Source organism: Chryseobacterium viscerum, from assembly GCF_025949665.1.
Lineage (GTDB): Bacteria > Bacteroidota > Bacteroidia > Flavobacteriales > Weeksellaceae > Chryseobacterium > Chryseobacterium viscerum_A.
On the sequence record NZ_JAPDFT010000011.1, the window covers coordinates 1 to 2,226 of the forward strand.

Consider the following 2,226-nt stretch of genomic DNA (forward strand, 5'->3'; position numbering starts at 1 on the left):
CCCTTGCGGAACATTTAGTCAGGGAGAAGTAGAGGATTATGCAGTGAAATTTGTAGATTCTCAACCATGTTCAACAGCTCCTCCAACGAATATTACAGTAAATAATATTGGTGCAACTACTGCAACAGTATCATGGGTTGCCACTGTAGGAGCTACTTATAACATCAGATGGAGAACTACTCCCGGAGGTGTTTGGCAGACGGCTACTGTGCCGGCAGGTCAAAACTTCTATGGAATCACTGGTCTTACTGAGCAGACGAATTATGAAGTTCAGGTTTCTACCACATGTGGAGGTTCTACAGGATCTTACTCATCATCAGTAACGTTTACAACACCACCGTTGTCTTACTGCCCGATGACAGGTACCGGAACGAATGATCATATTTCGAATGTAACAGTTACCTCTTCGAACCTTGGAGTTCCTCCAATGAACAATACTTCAGTACAGGCTAACTATACCAGCTACACAACACCAGAGACTCTTATTACTTTAGATGTTGATTCTCAAAATAATAAAATCTCTGTAGCTAAAGGTTGGACTGGTGCTACTGGAAATGATGCTGTGACAGCATGGATCGACTTTGACAGAAACGGACAGTTTACAGACGCTGAGAGAATTTTAATTTCTCCGGCTAACACCACAACTCCTGTTACTGCTACGTTTGCCGTTCCTTCCACATCTTATACTGGTCCATTGACAACTACCATGAGAGTTGTACTAAAACGTACAAGTGCTCCTGTAATGTGTCAGAATGCCGTAGATGGAGAAGTGGAAGACTACAGAGTAAGAATCAGACCTTGTAGCAATGCAACTCCGAATGCACCTACATTTACTACTACTCATACAACAGCTACTGTTACCATTACAGGAGCAGGGGTAAGTTATGTAGTAAGATACAGAGTTCAGGGAACAACAGCCTGGACACAGGTATATGCTTCCACACAGCTGGGTAACCTTCCATTAGTAATCACCGGATTGACACCAGCTACCACTTATGAAGTAGAAGTAGCCGCAATTTGTGGAGATGTTATAGGAACAGCAACACCAATTAAGACATTTACTACAAGATGTGATCCTACTCCTCCGAATGTGACCGTAGGTAACATTACTCCAACAACAGCATTGATTACATGGGCTCCGCTTGCAGCAAGCTCTACCTATACAATGAGATGGAGAAAAGTAGGTACTGGTCCATGGAATACTATTAGCTTACCGGCAGCTCCTGCCAATACATATGTATTAGGAAGTGTAACTCCATTAGAGCCGTTCACTACTTATGAAGTTCAGATTGCTAATATGTGTAACGGAGAAACAACTCTGAATCCATATTCAAACCCTAAAGTATTTACAACAGAAAGAATCTGTGAAATTCCTCCTCCAGGATTGACCATTACTCAATTGCTTCCTACCTCTGCATCGATCCAATGGGATCCTTTCCCGGGAGCAACGTATGTTCTTAGATACAGAAAAGTGGGTATTCCAAGCTGGACAGAAGTACCATCGTTAGTTAACAACCTTGTATTAACAGGTCTTACAGAATTAACAAAATATGAAATGCAGGTAGTCAATATCTGTAATGGTACCCCAGGAAATTATACTCCTCCGTATTACTTCACCACTCCAACAGTAATTTACTGTCAGATGCATTCAGGAAGTTCTACAGGTGAGCATATTTCTAAAGTTACCGTGAAGCCTACTGGTAAGAAAACAATGGAGAATGAATCAGGAGCATCTACATATACAGATTATACAGGAGTTCCAAAAACCTTCATCGAAATGATTCAGGGATCAACAGACAACGAGATCATTATTGAGAAGAAATGGACAGGAAATACTTATAACGAAGGAATCGCAGTATGGATCGACTTCAACAGAAATGGTGAATTTGATATCAATGAAAGAGTCTTAAGCTCTCCACCGAATACAGACAGTCCTATCTCAGGTAAATTCAATGTACCGGCAGATGCCTTTGTAAGTATGACGGATTACAAATATGTAGTGATGAGAGTAGCCATGGAAAGAGACGGTATCCCTGTCAACTGTACAAGCTTCAAAAACGGAGAAGTAGAGGATTACACCGTGAGAATCTCTAAACCGATAGTTGCTAATCCAATTGATCAGACAGGTATTATGATTTATCCTAACCCGGTAAGCTCAATATTGTTTGTGAAAAATATCAGCAAGAGAGCTAAATATAAGATCTACAATGCTGCCGGACAGGTAAT

Annotated in this window: 1 protein-coding gene; it reads left to right on the forward strand. The window is 41.0% G+C overall.

Annotated elements, in window-relative coordinates; all coding sequences use genetic code 11:
• A partial coding sequence (locus OL225_RS21995; RefSeq protein ID WP_264519607.1) for a GEVED domain-containing protein occupies positions 1-2,226 on the forward strand: 2,226 nt, incomplete at both ends.